This is a genomic window from Vibrio sp. Vb1337 (genome assembly GCF_033338715.1).
In the GTDB taxonomy this organism is placed as follows: Bacteria; Pseudomonadota; Gammaproteobacteria; order Enterobacterales; family Vibrionaceae; genus Vibrio; species Vibrio alginolyticus.
The window spans coordinates 17,671-34,657 of sequence record NZ_JAWOTD010000005.1 but is presented as its reverse complement, the minus strand read 5'-3'; the positions used below and the strand labels follow the sequence as shown (position 1 = coordinate 34,657).

Sequence of the window (16,987 nt, the reverse complement as noted above, 5' to 3'; positions counted from 1 at the left end):
GCTTTAGTATTCGACACTGTAGTTCAGTGTGAATGTGCGACCTCTTCCTTTGTAGTCGTACGCTGCTGCATCGTAGTGTGCTGCATAAAGAATCTGCGCACGTTGTCCCCAAGCGGTTGTGTAGTCTTCGTCAAATAGGTTTTGAATACCAAAACCTAACTGCCCGATAGGTAGTGTTACGTTACCAAGAAGATCAAACGTAGTGTATCCATCTAGTTTATTGTTTGCGTCATCTTCGTAATCAAACATCGTCTGGCTTTGTAAACGTACTGAATAGCCATCCTGATAGTAAGCCGCCCACGCGTTCGCTTTTGATGTACTTGCTTTACCCGCGCTTAGATCTTCCCACTTACCGTTGGTTTTCAGCTCAGAAACCACATAGTGACCTGATGCACCTAACAAAATATCACGGTTTACCCAGTAGTTAATGTTTGCTTCGGCACCGTATACACGTTGCTCGTCATCAACATTGGTGATTAGGAGCGTCTTCTTGTCATACTTGATTGAGTTATCCGACACCGAGTAGTAACCCGCCGCTTGCAGTGCGACAGTATCGGTATCTAATCGGTAACCGATTTCATAGCTGTCCGTTTTGATGCCCGACATTTTTGAGTCAGATACGTTAATGCTATTGTTCAACGCGTAGTGACCATTTGCATCCGCGGCATCGTAGCTACCTTGGCCGTAGTACTTTGCAGGATCAGCGAGTTCGAAACCTTGAGAGAAGTTCGCCCAAAGCTGAGATTCATCGTTAAGCTGATAAATGGTGCCCAAATTAAATAAGCTCACAGAGTAGTCAGTGCTGCCACCTGGTACCGCATCCGCTGATACACCATTACCCGATGCGATCTTCTTTTGTATACTATAGGCAACAAAATCATCAATCTTATTGTCCATGTATTGGTAGCGGTAGCCTGCTTGTACTGACCAATCTTGATTGATTTGGTAATCCCCTTGGACAAACATTGCGTAAGACGCCACATCAACATCTGGGTAACGCCCCACTTCGGCATAGGTTCGATTAATTAAGTTCCCAGAGCTGTTCGCAATGGTTGGATCGAACAGAGCCTGGTTACTTTCAAAACGGTCTAAGTACGCATCGACACCATAAACAAGTTTGAATGACTCCCAGCTTTTAGCTAACGCTAAGCGCCCAGCAAAAACTTCTGTTTTTTGTTGAGAGGCACTTTGGTAATAAGGAGTAAAGGTTTGGTCTTCACTACGGTAAGATAACTCGCCTATCAGTTGATGACCGAATACGCTGTCGTGAGCGTAGTTCGCACTTAAGAGAACTCGCTCTGTACCATGTTCACGGTCGGAATCGAACCCCTCTCGTACATCAACAAATTTATTGTTAACAATGTACAAACCGTATGGCGAATCTTGCTGGCTGTCATAGTATTGTGCGACAAGGTTTAACTTGCTGGCATCGGAGATTTGAATCTCGGTCGATCCCATAACATCGAGCGTTGAATTATACTGCAAAGAGCCCTGTGAAATGTCTGGGGTGACAATGTCGCCATTTGCGTCAAATGCACCTTGTGTCTCGGTGTACACAACCGAACCTCTAGCGGTAATTCGCTCATTACCACCCGAGATAGACTGAGCGAGTTTGTAATCAAAGTCATCGCTGCTATTAAAACCTGTAGTGCCACTCACGTAGGATTCAAACGACAAGTCATCCGAGTACGCTTTCTTGGTGATAATGTTAATAACACCACCAGTAGCGCCTGCCCCATAAATGGAGGTTGCACCAGATAGTACTTCAATTCGCTCGATGTTGAATGGGTCTATTGCGTCTAACTGACGACTAATCGGGCGAGAAGACTGTAACGAGACACCATCAATCATTACCAACATTGCTCTACCGCGAAGGTTCTGACCATAGTTAGTTCGACCACCGGTACCGACGTCTAAAGAAGGGATGGTTGCAGAAAGAATATCACCCAGTGTCTTGCCCGCACGATATTGCTGAGCAATCTCTTCTTGGCCAACAAACCAAACCGTTCCTGGAATATCGGAGATCGATTTCGGCATCACACTGCCTACAACAACCAATTGCTCATCGCTCGGAGTCGATGTTTGTTGAAGATCTTCTGCTGCTATTGAGCTAACTGCGTATCCACTGCTCATCGCAAGTACGATGAGATTGAAAGAAAACGTCCTTTTCATCATTGTATTTATCTTTTTGTTGTCAACAAGAGCATGCAATGATACTTATTCTCACTCTCAAATCGAGCATTGTTACACAAGTTAAATAAATGTTAATTAAGCACCTTCTTGCTCATAAGCTGTCGATTTTCCTCTAAACGAGGACAATCTGCACAAAGCTTTCTGCCTTCACACTTATAGACTAAACAACAACTTTTTCTTACTAACTTTAGCGACTGATCTGATTCCGTCTCATGAAGTGAGCGGCTATTATCAACATCCAAACCCATTGCGCTTAGCCACAAGACCGCATGCTCCTGAAGTGTCGAGTTAGTCATTTGCGGAAAGCGCTGTTGGAGACGAATTAAACAAGCCATGATTCCGTCCGACATCAATTGATGGGTGAAGCCAGGACGAATGCGTGTCCATTGACTCATCTCTTGTTGATAGAAGTCGAACAGTTCTCGGATTTGACGCCCCGCCTGTTTTATCAACGCTTCTGGCTCGCCATGTATATGCGCTTCGTCGGCGAATCGGTACCCAGAAACAAAACAAGGTTTGAGGTGCTGCGCTATCTCGCGAATGTTTGGCAACGTGTGGTAACCGTAAATAGAGATGAATGCGACATAAACTGGCTGCCAACAAAGTAAATCCCACGTTCTTGTCAACCAATATGCTTTTCCCGCTTCCGGATGAGCCTCCGAGATTTGCTGGTAAAGGCCTTGGATGATCGGGTTGATATCATTCTCGATATGGATAGCTTCTTGCCCTATCTCGCCGATATCACCGTGTAGGTAAGGTGTAATCTCACTCGAAGTTTGAAACAGTTGCGGGAAAAATTGCTCAGACATGATGGCTTATTGTTGGTGTAGTCATTCTGACACCTTTATACCCAAGCACCAATCGCAATGCAAACTATTATCCTTTGCGTTTTCATAACAAAGAAGCACTTTTAGGGTTAGTTATGAATGTATTTCCGAGTTCTGTGAAGCTGTAAGGTCTGGTTAAGTATGCGATGAATAGCAACAAACTCTTAAACCTCTTCGCATTTAGCGCTGACATGACCGCAAAAATACACAGCATAAAAACACCCTGATAAAACTGTGTTAACAGTTTCCCTGTGTAGCGTGAGTTATTGCCAATAATTGAATATTGCTGTTTCTTATCCAGCGGATTGTGAACAACATGAAGTATTTTCTTTCTGAATATCGAGACAATACAAAGAGGTAATTTGGCTATGTAGCCCTCTGTTTTGAATAAGGAAATCCACATGTTGTATCTTGAGTTTCTATTTTTGCTCGTGATGCTGTATATCGGCTCACGTTATGGTGGTATAGGCCTTGGTGTCGTATCCGGAATTGGCTTGGTGATTGAAGTATTCATCTTTAAGATGCCGCCAACCTCTCCTCCTGTCACCGTCATGTTGATCATTTTAGCGGTGGTAACATGTGCTTCCATTCTTGAAGCCGCTGGCGGTTTGAAATACATGCTGCAAGTTGCCGAGCGTGTGCTTCGTAAGAACCCAAAACGCGTCACCCTTATTGCTCCTTTCGTGACTTACTTTATGACCTTCCTGCTTGGTACTGGCCACGCGGTTTACTCCATTATGCCAATCATTGGCGACGTTGCATTGAAAAACGGCATTCGTCCAGAGCGTCCTATGGCTGCCGCTTCTGTCGCCTCTCAAATCGCAATCACAGCCTCGCCAATTTCAGCGGCCGTAGTTTACTACTTGGCGCAACTCTCTGATATTCAACACGAGATCACTCTGCTCTCAATTCTGCTCGTTACTGTACCTGCAACCTTATTCGGTACGTTGTTGATGTCACTTTACAGCCTAAAGCGTGGTAAAGAGCTAGACGACGATGAGAATACCAAGAGCGTTTGAAAGATCCTGTGTGGCGCGAAAAGATCCTCAACACAACTGCGACGTCTCTTGATGAAGTACTACCAACAAGTGCTCGTAACTCTGTATTGCTGTTCATTGCATCGATCTTGGTTATCGTCGTTATCGCGATGTGGCCAGACATTCGTACCATCGTAGATGGCTCGAAGCCAATCAGCATGGCAGTTGTGATTCAAATGATGATGCTTTGCTTCGGCGGTATCATTTTGCTTGCGACCAAAACTGACCCGCGCGACGTACCAAATGGGGTGGTATTTAAATCTGGTATGGTGGCGGCGATTGCTATCTTCGGTATTGCATGGATGTCAGATACCTACTTCCAGTACGCTATGCCTCAATTTAAATCTGGCATCGTAGAGATGGTAACCAACTATCCTTGGACATTCGCGCTTGCATTATTCATTGTGTCGGTTGTGGTGAACTCTCAAGCTGCAACGGCTCGCATGATGCTGCCTGTTGGTCTCGGCTTAGGTTTGGAACCTGCGCTGCTTATCGGCTTGATGCCAGCGGTATACGGCTACTTCTTTATTCCCAACTACCCTTCAGATATCGCGACTGTGAACTTCGATACCTCGGGCACAACTAAGATTGGTAAGTGGTACTTCAACCACTCATTCATGTCTGTGGGCTTAATCGGCGTGATTGGTGCGTGTTGCTTGGGTTACTTGCTAGGGCAAATGATCATTCCTTCGTAACTAGCCAAATCAACGATAAATTAGAGGCGAGTCATTGTACGTTTCGTACAGCCTGAGTGACTCGCCTTTCTTTATTGCACTATTCACTACAGCAAGAAATCGTCATCAATCGCGACAAAATTGTCGGCACAATCAATCAGAGTTTGGGATGTTAGCTTAGGTACACCATAAACGGTCACCGTTTTATTGAAGCGCTGCTGAATTCTCTCTACTAGCAGACTAAAGTCTCCATCTCCCGAAACTAGAATCACTTCCTCAACTTCGGGAGCAATTTCAATTGCATCGAGAGTAATACCCACATCCCAATCGCCTTTCGAGCTGCCATCACGACGCTGGATGTAGGGTTTAAGCATCACCTCAAATCCAACACCACGAAGAATATGGTGGAACTGACGTTGCTTGGGATCATTGCTCGCAATTGCATAAGCACGAGCACTTACCACCTCTTTCCCTTGTGTGGCAACATACCAAAACTGGTTGTAATCAAAATTGCTTCGATACGCTTCGCGACAGGTGTAATACACATTCTGTACATCAACCAAAATGGCGATTTTTTGTTTGCTTTCCGAACTCATCTATTTCTACGCTCAATTTATTTGCTGCCTACCCTATGCCAGTTTTGGAAAAAGCACAATGAGCCAATTCCACTAAACTTAACGTATAAAAAGTTATTTGGGTTTCTAGGGGAACTGTCATGGGCGGAAAGTTACTAGTGATACTGCTTTCTTGTATCTTGTCATCGACAGCATTTGGTTATCCAGCGCACTCCAAATACTGGCCACATAGAAGTGTGCTCTACTTTGCGCCAGAAAATGATGAATACGTCAAACAATTCTTGCTAGAAACACTTATGAATGAGTGTGAGTTGGAAGACAGAGATGTCGTCACGCTGGTCATTACAGAACAAGGTTATACTTTTCCTGCTTGGCTTAAAGAAGAGTTCGACCTAAAAATGCTAGCTCGTCTTTATGAGGTCGAAAAAGGATCTCACACCGCTATTTTGCTTGGTAAAGATGGTCTAGAAAAGCACCGCTGGGGCGCAGAAACAGACTGGCCGTTTATCAACAACCTCATTGATCAAATGCCTATGCGTAAGCAAGAAATGCAGAGGCAGCAAAGCCCCTGTAAAATATAGTCACTTCTGGGCAATGTTACTTTGCGAACCAATCCAACTTGTTGTGAAGTTGAGTCACGCTACCAACCACAATCAATGCTGGGCTCACGGCTTGCTCTGCCATGATCGATAGCTCGTTCAACTTTCCTTGGAACACGCGCTGCTCTGGGCGCGTACCGTTTTCAATAATGGCGCATGACATCTCAGGATCTAACCCATGAGTGATCAGCTTATCCATAATATGGCCGCTTTGCTTCAAACCCATGTAGAATACAAGCGTGTTATTAGACTGAGCTAGTGAATGCCACTCAATTTCACGACCATCTTTTTGTACATGACCAGTGATAAATTGAACGCTTTGTGCATGGTCGCGGTGTGTTAATGGAATACCAGCATAAGCCGTTGCACCCGCTGCTGCTGTGATACCCGGAACCACTTCGTATTTGATGCCAAATTCGGCTAGCTCTTCTAGCTCTTCACCACCACGGCCAAAGATAAATGAGTCCCCACCTTTTAGGCGCACAACGCGCTTACCTTCTTGCGCTTTTTGCACCAAGATTTGGTTGATTTGATCTTGAGGCACACAGTGAAAATCGAGTTTTTTCCCAACATAAATCATCTCTGCTGATGCATGAGCCAACTCAAGAATCTCTTTTGATACCAATCGGTCGTACACAACAACTTCAGCCGCTTGAATGGCTTTTAAGCCTTTTACTGTGAGCAAATCAGGATCACCAGGACCTGCACCAACAAGAGAAACAAAGCCGCTGTTTAAAGATGAGTTAACAGTTGTCATATCAACGCCTATCGAAAATTTGGACATAAAAAGTAACACTCAAGTCATTAACTCAAGGTTAAAATCACCCCGTTGAACAGCCCTACCTACCATAGGTAGGGCCAGATAAAAGCGGTTTATTTTGCGATTGCAGGCTCTGCTTTTACTTCTTCTTCAACTACGTTGATAGAAGGCGCTGTTTTCGCGTGAGTTAGGTACAGTGGAATACAAGTCATTACGAGACCACCAACAATATTACCTAGAATGGTTGGAATAAGGTTGAAGTTCAACCAAGTCGCGATACCAAAATCCGCACCTAGAATCATACCTAGTGGGAATAGGAACATGTTTACTACGGTGTGTTCAAATACTAGCGCAAAGAAGATGAAGATTGGGAACCACATCATTGCTACGCGACCAGACACCGAACGTGCCGTCATGTTGCCTATAACGCCTAGACACACCATTAGGTTACAGAAGATGCCGCGTACGAAACATGTGATCCATCCGTCCATACCCATGTTTTCAAAACCAAGGCTACGCGCCGTAGAAACAGCGACAAATTTCTTCGCTACTGCGTTCAGTTCTAGAGAGAAGTTACCTGTTAGAGAGATAGCCACTAGGTAAGCAACGATCAGAGAACCGATAAGGTTACCCAAGCCTACAAGACCCCAACAACGGAAGATACGACCCCAAGTGATGCCCGGACGGTTCGCAAACTTAGCCAGAGGCGCTAGACCAAAAACACCGGTCACTAGGTCATACCCCATCACACTTAGAATTACGAAACCAACGGGGAAAACAAGTGCTCCTACAAGGCCGATACCCGTTTGTACAATCGCGGTAATAGCAACCACCACCGCAAGCGAAAGAATAACGCCAGCCATCGTACCGCGAAGCAGAAGATCTCGCGTGCTTGTATTGGTTTTCGCTTCACCAACATTGATCATGGTTTGCACGAATTCTGCAGGCTTAAAATCAGTAGACATGAATGTGTCCTTATCCAAAATTGAAAGTTAAAAAGTTAAAGATTGAATAGAGAAAGGCTTCCCGTTGACACCTGAACGCTGTCTACAACACCTCGCTTCCCTGTTCCCCTGAGTTGATGCTTGGAAAGCCTTTGTCTATTAAATCTAGGTTTCAGTTCATTCCCTCCCCCTAAGAGGAGGGAATGAAAACCAAGCTTACGCAGAGATTTCTACTTCGCCGTTGGTTACGCGGGTTTTGTACGCTTTCACGCTAAAACGCTCGTCTTCCATGCACGCACCTGTTGTCAGGTTAAAGCGTTGCTTCTTAAGTGGGCTAGCCACCCAAAGCTCGCCTTGGTGCTCACAGATCAAACCGCGAGAAAGCACGTTTGATTGGAAGAACGGGTCTGTGTTGCTGATCGCCAGCACTTCTTCTGCTTGTGTTGGGCGGAATACCGCAACTTGCTGACCATCAACCAGTGCACAAACACCTGTGCCCGGTACGATGTCGCTGATTTGGCAAATCTTTTCAAATGACATAATCAACCTTCCCTTATGCTTCAGTGATCGCTACGTGTAGGATGTCGCCTTTCGCTTCAGGGTGCTTTTCCGTGAAGGTTGCTGGGCGGTGCTGTTCACGCTCTTGTACAAACACAACGTTGTCATCGCGCTTGTCAGAGTTGATGAAGTGCGCGAAACGAGTCAGTTGTGATTCGTCGTTGATGGTCGCAGTCCACTCACACTCATACTCGTCTACAAGCTTCGCTACGTCTGCCTCTAGTTGAGCGTTGATACCAAGCTTGTCGTTAACAATCACTTCGCGTAGGTAGTCAACGCCACCTTCCATGTTTTCCATCCAAACTGATGTGCGTTGTAGTGGCGCAGCAGTACGGATGTAGAACATCATGAAGCGGTCGATGTACTTGATTAGTGTTTCTTTATCTAGGTCACTTGCAAGTAGGTCTGCGTGACGAGGTTTCATACCACCGTTACCACATACGTACATGTTCCAACCTGCGTCAGTCGCGATAATACCAAGGTCTTTACCTTGTGCTTCCGCACACTCACGAGTACAGCCAGAAACACCGAACTTCATCTTATGAGGTGTACGAATGCCTTTGTAACGGTTCTCGATGTAAGAACCCAGACCAACAGAATCTTGAACGCCGTAACGACACCACGTTGAGCCAACACAGGTCTTCGCCATACGAAGGGCTTTTGCGTACGCTTGACCTGTTTCGAAACCAGCGTCGATAAGCTTGCGCCAGATCTCTGGAAGATCGTCTTTTTGAGCACCAAACAGACCAATACGTTGAGCACCGGTTACTTTGGTGTATAGGTTGTATTCTGCTGCAACGTTCGCTAACGCACCCAGTGCTTGAGGTGTTACTTCACCACCCGCCATACGTGGGATAACAGAGTAAGTACCGTCTTTTTGGATGTTACCTAGGAAGTTATCGTTCGTGTCGTGCAGCTTAACCAGTTGTGGCTTAAGAATGTGCTCACCCCAGCAAGAAGCCAAGATAGAACCAGCCAGTGGTTTACAAACTTCACAGCCGTAACCTTTACCGTATTTCTCTAGAAGCTCATCAAACGTTTTGATCTCTTCAATACGGATTAGGTGGAACAGCTCTTGGCGTGAGTATGCAAAGTGCTCACACACGTCGTTCTTCACTTCGATACCAGATTTAGCAAGCTCAGCATTTAGAACAGACGTCACTAGAGGAATACAACCACCACAGCCTGTACCTGCGCCAGTCACTGCTTTGATGTCAGCAAGCGTATGATTACCATCAGCAACCGCCTGTGCGATCTTGCCTTTTGTCACGTCGAAACAAGAACAGATCACTGCGCTTTCTGGTAGAGCGTCTGCACCTAATGCTGGTTTCTCAGCGCCTGCGTGAGCAGGAAGGATCAACGCATCTGGGTGTTCTGGTAGGTCGATTTCGTTCAACATAAGTTGAAGCAGGTCGCCGTAGTCAGAGGTGTCACCAACCATAACCGCGCCAAGCAGTTTCTTGTTGTCTTTAGAAACGATAAGACGTTTGTAAACTTCTTGTTCTTCGTTCTGGTAAACGTAACTCTTACAGCCTTCAGTACGACCGTTCGCGTCACCGATTGAACCTACTTTTACACCTAGAAGTTTCAGCTTCGCAGACATGTCAGCGCCTTCGAATTTGCTTTCTGTGTTACCTAGTAGGTGGTCAACAGCAACTGTCGCCATCTTGTAGCCAGGAGCAACAAGGCCGTAGAACATTTCGTTCCAAGACGCACACTCACCAATCGCGTAGATGTTCTCATCAGAAGTCTGACAATGATCGTTGATAGCAACACCGCCACGAGGTGCCACTTCTAGCTCCATTTGGCGTGCTAGTTTGTCTTGTGGACGAATACCTGCAGAGAATACGATGAAGTCTGTTTCTAGCTCTGAGCCGTCAGCAAAACGCATAACGTTGCGTGCGTTTGTGCCTTCTGGCGCAATCTCAAGCGTGTTTTTGCTAGTGTGAACGTTCACGCCCATACGCTCGATCTTTTGTCGAAGTTGGTTACCACCAGCAAGGTCAAGTTGCTCAGCCATTAGCTTCGGTGCGAACTCAACAACATGCGTTTCTACACCCAGTGCTTTCAATGCGCCTGCTGCTTCAAGACCTAGCAGACCACCACCGACAACAACGCCTGATTTGCTCTTCTTCGCACACGCTTCGATCGCTTTAAGATCTTCGATAGTACGGTAAACAAAACAGTCTTTGCTTTCGTGACCTTTGATAGGTGGAACAAATGGGAATGAGCCAGTAGCAAGAATCAGCTTGTCGTATTGAACTTCACGGCCAGTGCTTGAGTAAACAATGCGGTTTTCACGGTTGATGTTAATCGCGCGTTCGCCGATCAGCAAGTTAATACCGTGTTTCTCGTAGAAGCCTTCTTTTACTAAAGAAAGTTCATCTGCAGTATGGTGAGAAAAGTAAGAGGAAAGGTGCACACGGTCGTATGCGACACGAGGTTCTTCACAGAAAACCGTAATGTCTATATTAGACATATCAGCTTTCTCGACTAAGTCTTCAATATAACGGTGCCCTACCATACCGTTACCGATGACTACTAGCTTCAACTTGCTCATTATAATTCCTAAGGGTTAGGTTCTTATCACTGAGCTCATTGTTAATTGTGAAAGAAAATTAATACATGATGTAAATCAATTACAATTTCAAACTACCCTAAAGGGGTAGATGAACGTATTTATCTGACTATTGCGAAATAAAAAGTAATTTATTAACGGATATTGGTAGTTTTAACAAACTGAGATAACCGAAGCCATGCTAGCAACGGACTATACCGTTTTGCTTTTATGAAGTTAGGTTGACCATCGAAACCGAGCACACCTACGATAAGTCCTGTTTTGCTTCTAAACGACGCACTCACTTGACTTCACCGTTTCAAGGTGATCAGAGAACAATATCTGAAGTGATTGAAAGATTTAGAAAAATCAAACTTCACAACAAAAATTTTTTACTAGCTAAGTCGCACTATAAAGACTAAAATCAGGTTTAGTTCATATGGAATAGCGTCCATATGATTGATACCGTAATTGACATATAGAGTGCCGTCCCATTTTTGTGAGGCGGCCTTTTATTTGGGAGTCATAAAATGTCAGAAAACAATTCTATCTACATCTCAAGCTTAGATATGAACCGAATCACGGCCTTGTTGGATAAAATGCCAAACATCGCAGCGGAGCTTGTGGAATTAGAAGCAGAGCTCGACCGAGCAACAGTTCTTGAGCCAGAACAAATGCCAGATAACGTGGTCACGATGAACTCGACTGTAGAGTTTAAATTTTCAGGTGAAGATAGAACCATGACAAAGACACTGGTTTACCCTTCTGAACTGAAAAGCAGTGATGATATCTCTATTTTTGCACCCGTAGGCAGCGCACTGATCGGTTTGTCTGTCGGCCAAAAACTTGACTGGCCAATGCCAAATAATCAAGTGAAGACAATTGAAATTGTCGATATCACATACCAACCTGAGCGTTGTGGTGCACTAAACCGCTAACCCTCAGTAGTCCCGGTGCAAAGGCCTCCATTTAAGACTTTGCACCAGGAGAGCCCCTCGCTTACCCCCTATTTCCTTCTTTGTTTTCCAAGCATTTACTTTGCAGCTCTTAAGTAACATCACCGATTCTTTATTATTTACCGCATATTCAATACTTATATCTCCAAGCTCAATCATAGAAATTGCAAAGTATTTTTCGTATATTGTCGCTCCGAAAACGACGTAAATTATGCGCAAAATGGAAGAATATCTAACTCGAATTGCCTGCTTAGAAAAAGAAAATGAAGAGCTGAAGCGGAAGAATGCGCGACTACAAGAAAAGTTGAATGCTGCACTCGACAGTAATGGACTGTGTTTGTGGGAGCAGCATATTCCTTCAGGTACTTTGACGATATTCAATATGCAGTGGGGAAAAATGCTAGGTTATCAGCCCCATGAGTTAACCGCGACGGTTGAAACGTGGAAAAACAATCTCCACCCTGAAGATTATGATCTTGCGGTGGGTGCATTTGAAGCTCACCTAGCTGGCAAAACCAACCTTTATGAGGTAGTTCATCGCATGATTCATAAAGACGGCAGTGATAGTTGGGTCTACGATCGAGGGCGCATCGTCGAGTATGGTTCTGATGGCGAACCACTGCGCATGATGGGCACTCATATCGATATTACAAAAGAAAAGCGATATGAGCAGCAACTGGCTAAGTTAGCTTCGAGTGATCCATTGACCGGACTGTTAAATAGAAAAGCAATTGAGGAAAACTTTAATCATCAACCTCAAACCAAGCCGTCTCAGCAGTCTGCCTTAGTGTTTGTTGATATAGATAATTTTAAAGCAGTTAACGACCAGCTAGGTCATCATACTGGTGATACTCTCCTCATTAATATCGCCAATAGCTTAACAGAGCTTGCGCCAAGCAAGTCTCAAGTCGGACGCATAGGAGGAGATGAGTTTGTCGTTTTAAGCTCTTATTCAAATCAAGAAGAAATATCTCAACTTTGTGATCGACTCTTAAGTTCCATCATTCCTGTGATAAATCAGGACTTAAATAAAGTAACGATTGGAATGAGCATCGGTGTTTGTCTATTTGATAAAGGAAAACAACAGTTTAATGAAGTTTATCAAAAAGCCGATCATGCAATGTATGAGATAAAGAAAAATGGCAAAAATGGCGTTGCCTATATCCAGATATAATAAGTCTCTTGTTTTTTGAAATTAATATTTCTTTAATTTGACAATTTTCTCTATGGAATTGATAACGTCTTATTTTTAATAAGTAATTTATATAAAACAAAAGAAATAACAAACAATTATGAGTGTTGCATACTACACGGTGTAATATTACTACTGTCTTTGTAACTACTTTTGTTGCATACAATATTGTCTCTTATTATTTTTATAAAAACCACCAGTAAAAATTAGTTAAACATTATAATTCATTAACTTATAAAAACCTAAATGCATGGTTGAATTTTAACCACCCCTTCTGATAATATCTCGCCTCGTGTTTAAAAGTAATAAACACACACAAATATAAAACAAACTTTATAAAACATAATGCACACTTGATAATTACTGGTTCTATTTGGGTAGAGCTCGTTATTTATTTTATTTAAAACATTATGAATTTGTAATTTCATTTAATATCAAAATATTAAGTAGGTATATAAATTGAAGAAGGTCATCCTCCCTCAATTGGGCTTTGTTGCGTCAAATTTACGCTTGCTAGCTCTTGGCTTTGTAACCCTCGTGTCAGCATATTCTTTTTCATCAGAGGCTTATGTTGAGCAAGTGGCTAGTGGTGAACAAAAAACATTAGTTGTACTCGTCAATTTCCAAGAAAACCCTCAAGAGATCCCGATCTCTAAAGAAGACGCCCATCAAGTTGTTTTTAGTACCGTTAGCGACTTCTATTCGCAAATGTCCCAGGGGCAACTTTGGCTAACTGGTGATGTTGCTGGAACATTCACCTTGCCGATATCAAACCAAATTTGCGATGATGATGCTGTAGCTGCGGAAGCCAACAAAATGGCTGAAACTGCGGGATATCAACTATCAAACTATGACCGTTTTATCTACTTAACAACCAAAACTGGATGTGCATCAGAAGGCTCTGGTAGTCAAGGAGTAACTCCCTCTAGAGCGTCAATAAATGCGGTTTTCGAGCCTCGAGTTATCGCCCATGAATTAGGACATAATTTTGGATTGCATCACGCTTCCGCACTCGACTGTAAAGACGGTACGTTGGCTGGTGATTGCCGTGTCATAGAGTACGGTGATAGCTACGATACAATGGGTAACTACGATATGGGTTACTTTAGCGCCTTCCAATTGGAAAACTTAGGGTGGCAGACCTCCCCTGCTCAAATCATTTCTAGTGATGGTGTTTACTCTATTGATGCCTATGAAGACTTTGAAAGTACTTCATCAAAAGTTTTAAAAATCCCAAGAGGTACCGATCCAATTACAGGCCAGCGCCAATGGTTTTACGTTGAATATCGACAAGCTCTTGGCTACGACAGCTTTTTACGTGACCGTTCGTACATCGTATACCGCCAAGATGTGACAGAAGGTGTGGTTGTGCGCCTAGCGACAGACGGTGATCTTAAAAGTAGCCGCTTGCTACACATGAAGCCTGACTCCACTTTCAAACAATTATTTGGGAGTAATGACTGGGAAGACCCCGCTCTTCCAATCGGTGGAACGTTCACCGATCCAAAAACAGGCGTGTCGATTACTTTGGAAAGTGCTAATGGTCAAAACGCACAGGTCAGTGTCATATTTGGTGGTGAATCAGGGCAATGCGTTGCGACATCGCCTCTACTCTCTCTAACCCCACTTTCAGGTTCTGATGCTAATGCCGGAGAAACATTAGCGTATAATCTTAAAGTGACGAACCAGAACAATACAGAATGTGCAGACGCGACCTATACAACAGCTTTAAGCGTTCCTGACGGATGGAATTATGACGCAAGAGCCTTGACGGTTCCTTCCGGCATGAGTGCAGAAACGACGGTCATGGTTACGTCAAACAGCGATGCTCAACCGAACTCTTACAGCATAGCCGTTGACGTTATAGATGCTGAAAATGAACAATCAGCCAAAACCGAGCTACCTTACACAGTGTTATCTGAGTCAACGTCACCACTTGAAGCGGTGAATGATAGCGTAACGATCAGTGATAAATCCGTCGTTCGCATCCAACAGTTAAATAATGACTCATTTGAACAATCGACTTCTCTTGCAATTACGGTCGCTAAGCCAAACAAAGGCAGCGCCCGTGTACTGAGCGATGGCTCCATTGAATACATACCTTCGAAGAAGTTTAAGAATAATGATTCATTCACTTATACGATCAGTGACGGTCAATCTTCTTCAACCGCGACGATTAGCATCACCTTACAATCGAGTTCTGGTGGGAATGGTGGTGGAAACGGTAAAGGGAAACCGAACTAAATCACGCAATTCAATATGAAAAAGCCTGGAGAATACTCCAGGCTTTTTATTCACAAGACGTCAATTAGTTGCTTGGTGCAGGACAAATGTCACAGTCTGCAGAAGCTGTATTCGTCGCTTGAGTATTATCGATTTTCAAGAAACCAACCGCTGTCACAGTATCACGGAAAGATTGTGTTTCTGCATTGCTAAATGCCGTTGGGATATAACTACCAGTATAAGACTGACATTGATCCGAAGCGAGTTCGATATTATCTACCACTTTCACGTCATCAGAAGTATCCTCAGGCGTACCTGAGTCATCCACAACAGAAACATTCACTAAAGTAAGTCCAGGCGTTGTGTTACATACCATTCCCGAGAAGCTCACTTCTGCAATGATACCGTTTTCAGTAAGTTTGAAGCCGCTTTCACATGATTTCGTTACACTAATCATTGGAGACAAGCTCAATGACTCACATGGATCACTCGCTGTATCAGTAATGGTCGCTTGACCACCCGGAGTCGCAGCTGCTGTGACTCTTACTGTATTAGTTAGACCGTTATTTGTACTTTCAAAACTGCCGCTGTATGAAGCACTGTCACCTGAAGCAATGGCACCTAAGCTATGTGTAGTACCTGCTTCTAAATCCTCTACAACAACATCGTATAGCGTACCAACACCATCATTAATCACGTCGCCGCTGTATGAGTAAACGTAACCATCTTCTGTTTCATTCACGACCGCTTGATTACATGTTTTAGTGATATCAACACTACACAACTCAAAGTCACCAACCACAAAGTCTTTCAACTGAGCGGTAATACTGCTTGATGCTCTTGTTTCGGCTGCAAATGAGCTAAAACAGGTGTCTGTTTGTAGAAGTTCAGTAAGGTTTACACCACCTTCAAAGAAGGTTTCTGGAGGGAAGACATTTTCGACACCACTTTTTGGCGTATACGCCCATGGTGCAGGTGAGTCAGTTGTATTGGTTGAAGCACACACATCTTGCGCGCCCGGTGAACACAGTGCATTTGTCTTAACTTTCAAACGTAAGTTTGTCGCAGCACACTGACCATCTTGTGGATTATTGTTATCAGCTTTCGCACAAGTTGTGTCCCATTCAAGAACCAAAATTTCTGGCCCCTCATTTGCCCCTTGCAAATAATTCACCTGAATCAAAAGGTCGCCAGCAATATGTTGACCAGTGAATGTACCGTCTGGGTTTGTACTGACTGAGTCTTGATAAAACCAAAAACCTAAGAAGGCATCACCGCTGTTACCAAAGCGGTCTGCACCAAAGGTGAGTACAAGGTCATTATTAATGTTGTATGCCGCTGCATACGCATGAAGAATATCCCCTTTATCAAGTACCGTCCCAGTCTTCCAACCGAGTTCTGGTATGTCTTTGATGTCTTTATTACCACCAGTAAAGATTGTATCCGGTGTTGCCGTGTCATTCTCAAAGCTAAATACTAATGCTCCACCACTGTTTGGCGGCGTTGACCAGTCATCTGGAGCTCCCACTCCAGAGTCATCTATCGCATTAGCATTTGCTTCTAACTCAAATACGCCATCTGTTGGTGTTGCAAATGCAGAGCTACCTATTAGCAAACTTGTAAATATTGCATAAAGAAAGCTCTTCATCGTATGCCAGATACCTGACTTACAAGAATTCATAACCTACTCCTTAGAACGCTTCTAAAGCTAGACGAAGGTCCCTATGTCATTAATTGCCTTTTAAGAAAGAGTGAAAGCGAGATACAACTTTCGTTTCGGCTTGTATAACGCATAGAGCATGCCACTACTTAAGGTTATGATTTTATTAAACTAAATATTTTCAACAGCGAAGAGAATGAACAGAGTGTTCAATTTTAAAGAAAGAGAAAGA

General features: G+C 43.8%; 12 protein-coding genes and 1 pseudogene. 5 read left to right on the top strand and 8 right to left on the bottom strand.

The window, feature by feature from the left end:
- Window positions 1–3: 3 nt before the first annotated feature.
- Both R7E42_RS07215 and R7E42_RS07210 read right to left on the bottom strand, forming a co-directional pair.
- On the bottom strand, window positions 4–2,175 hold the full coding sequence (locus R7E42_RS07215) for a TonB-dependent receptor (protein ID WP_005376064.1): 2,172 nt from the start codon (window positions 2,173–2,175) through the stop codon (window positions 4–6).
- An 89-nt stretch (window positions 2,176–2,264) separates the two neighbouring features.
- Window positions 2,265–3,002: a siderophore ferric iron reductase gene (locus R7E42_RS07210; protein WP_171344601.1), complete on the bottom strand. Its 738-nt coding sequence runs from the start codon at window positions 3,000–3,002 to the stop codon at window positions 2,265–2,267.
- Between the two features lie 419 nt (window positions 3,003–3,421).
- Here R7E42_RS07210 and R7E42_RS07205 point away from each other — a divergent pair.
- Window positions 3,422–4,752 (top strand): annotated as a pseudogene (locus R7E42_RS07205) (anaerobic C4-dicarboxylate transporter).
- An 86-nt stretch (window positions 4,753–4,838) separates the two neighbouring features.
- Here the strand turns inward: R7E42_RS07205 and R7E42_RS07200 are convergent.
- The gene (locus R7E42_RS07200) at window positions 4,839–5,327 is read right to left on the bottom strand and encodes an NYN domain-containing protein (protein ID WP_005387978.1); all 489 of its coding nucleotides are present in this window, start codon (window positions 5,325–5,327) and stop codon (window positions 4,839–4,841) included.
- A 119-nt stretch (window positions 5,328–5,446) separates the two neighbouring features.
- Here R7E42_RS07200 and R7E42_RS07195 point away from each other — a divergent pair, with 119 nt between their 5' ends.
- Window positions 5,447–5,887 (top strand): DUF4174 domain-containing protein, encoded by a 441-nt coding sequence (locus R7E42_RS07195; protein WP_005376058.1) that lies wholly within the window; start codon window positions 5,447–5,449, stop codon window positions 5,885–5,887.
- Window positions 5,888–5,903: 16 nt separating this feature from the next.
- Here the strand turns inward: R7E42_RS07195 and cobA are convergent, their stop codons facing one another.
- The 4 genes from cobA to nirB form a co-directional block, all read right to left on the bottom strand.
- Window positions 5,904–6,662, bottom strand: coding sequence for a uroporphyrinogen-III C-methyltransferase (gene cobA / locus R7E42_RS07190; protein WP_025767740.1), 759 nt, complete (start codon window positions 6,660–6,662; stop codon window positions 5,904–5,906).
- Between the two features lie 116 nt (window positions 6,663–6,778).
- Window positions 6,779–7,630 carry a formate/nitrite transporter family protein gene (locus tag R7E42_RS07185; RefSeq protein WP_025767739.1) on the bottom strand — a complete coding sequence of 284 codons (852 nt, stop codon included), beginning with the start codon at window positions 7,628–7,630 and terminating at the stop codon, window positions 6,779–6,781.
- A 195-nt stretch (window positions 7,631–7,825) separates the two neighbouring features.
- Window positions 7,826–8,149, bottom strand: coding sequence for a nitrite reductase small subunit NirD (gene nirD, locus R7E42_RS07180; protein WP_005387969.1), 324 nt, complete (start codon window positions 8,147–8,149; stop codon window positions 7,826–7,828).
- A 13-nt stretch (window positions 8,150–8,162) separates the two neighbouring features.
- Window positions 8,163–10,727 (bottom strand): nitrite reductase large subunit NirB, encoded by a 2,565-nt coding sequence (gene nirB, locus R7E42_RS07175; RefSeq protein WP_318072542.1) that lies wholly within the window; start codon window positions 10,725–10,727, stop codon window positions 8,163–8,165.
- Window positions 10,728–11,254: 527 nt separating this feature from the next.
- Between nirB and rnk the strand changes: the two genes are divergently transcribed.
- The 3 genes from rnk to R7E42_RS07160 all read left to right on the top strand — a co-directional run bounded on the left by rnk (window position 11,255) and on the right by R7E42_RS07160 (window position 15,116).
- Complete coding sequence (gene rnk / locus R7E42_RS07170) at window positions 11,255–11,662, top strand: nucleoside diphosphate kinase regulator (RefSeq protein WP_005390213.1); 408 nt, start codon at window positions 11,255–11,257, stop codon at window positions 11,660–11,662.
- 238 nt (window positions 11,663–11,900) lie between these two features.
- The gene (locus R7E42_RS07165; RefSeq protein WP_213886247.1) at window positions 11,901–12,854 is read left to right on the top strand and encodes a GGDEF domain-containing protein; all 954 of its coding nucleotides are present in this window, start codon (window positions 11,901–11,903) and stop codon (window positions 12,852–12,854) included.
- Window positions 12,855–13,331: 477 nt separating this feature from the next.
- Window positions 13,332–15,116, top strand: coding sequence for an Ig-like domain-containing protein (locus R7E42_RS07160; RefSeq protein ID WP_318072541.1), 1,785 nt, complete (start codon window positions 13,332–13,334; stop codon window positions 15,114–15,116).
- Between the two features lie 64 nt (window positions 15,117–15,180).
- On the opposite strand, the gene R7E42_RS07155 is transcribed toward R7E42_RS07160, so the two are convergent.
- Window positions 15,181–16,776 (bottom strand): DUF11 domain-containing protein, encoded by a 1,596-nt coding sequence (locus R7E42_RS07155; RefSeq protein ID WP_151515535.1) that lies wholly within the window; start codon window positions 16,774–16,776, stop codon window positions 15,181–15,183.
- Between the last annotated feature and the right edge of the window lie 211 nt (window positions 16,777–16,987).